The 1,023-nt window shown below is 36.0% G+C and carries 1 protein-coding gene and 1 pseudogene; both read left to right on the forward strand.

Annotation, left to right across the window (positions count from 1 at the left end; genetic code table 11):
- Positions 1-156 precede the first annotated feature (156 nt).
- Positions 157-570 carry a hypothetical protein gene (locus BB781_RS15170; RefSeq protein WP_094229279.1) on the forward strand — a complete coding sequence of 138 codons (414 nt, stop codon included), beginning with the start codon at positions 157-159 and terminating at the stop codon, positions 568-570.
- Positions 571-642: 72 nt separating this feature from the next.
- A pseudogene (locus BB781_RS15175) lies at positions 643-1,023 on the forward strand (transposase); the annotation flags it as partial.

A 1,023-nucleotide genomic window follows, 5' to 3' on the forward strand; every position in this document is an offset into this window, starting at 1 on the left:
CTTTAACCTGTTTGAAAGAACCATATCCAAAGCCACAATATTAAGTTTGATAACACAGAACAATACAAAATTTAAATTTATATTCTCAACAAAAAATACACAACCTCAAAAAGAAAAAAAAAGAGTGTCAGGAACGTTATTCATATTTTCCAGACATTGCTTGAAGATTTCCTTGAAGACAAGAAGAGCATCTTAAAAAACAATATCCGACTCCCTTACAGGATTATTCCGAAGACCTCAGAAAGCAATGTTCAGATTAAAGATTGCATCCGACCTGATGAAGTAGTGGCCTTCAGGAATTACGAGAATTTCAAAGGATATCTTGATCATCTTTTTGTATTAAATCCGTCGATAGATATCTATTTCAAGGGACTGCAGGATGAAATATCCTATAAACCATATTTAGAAACATTAAGCCTGGGCAACATAATAAAAATGGAAATTTCAAGATGTAAGCTCGGCTACTTAAATTTTGAATCTTTCCTGAGGGAATTCAATCAAAATAGCACTCTAAGGAAAGAATTAGGTATTGAAAGTGATGAAAAGATATCGTTAACTTCATACCGATGAAATTTACTGATCATTTCCAGGCACCTGAATAAATTTGCAGAAATAGTGCTACAGGAATGCAGAGACTTAAAGTTGATCGATGATAAAATATGGGTATGGGACAGAAGATTTTTCAAGTGCAACTGCAACGGTTTAAAAGATAAGAAGACCGGTACTTTTTCAGACCCTGATGCAGGACATTATGTTAAGAAAACCGGAAAGTACAGTGTACTTTCAGGTACAGGGTACACTGATACCTGTATTGTTGACAGGTTATTTGGATTGCCGGTTTACTGGGATGCTGTGGATGCGAGTAAAAATGACAATACTATATTCCAGGAAACGATAGATAAGTGTACACAATCAACAGCTCAAAAACCTGTCATGCTGATAGCAGATGCCGGACCTGATAGTCACGGGTCGAATTTAACTGTGCTCGATAAACAGATTATTCCTGTCATAGCTGCAAGGTCC

It is taken from the genome of Methanolobus psychrotolerans (genome assembly GCF_002243045.1).
Taxonomy (GTDB): domain Archaea; phylum Halobacteriota; class Methanosarcinia; order Methanosarcinales; family Methanosarcinaceae; genus Methanolobus; species Methanolobus psychrotolerans.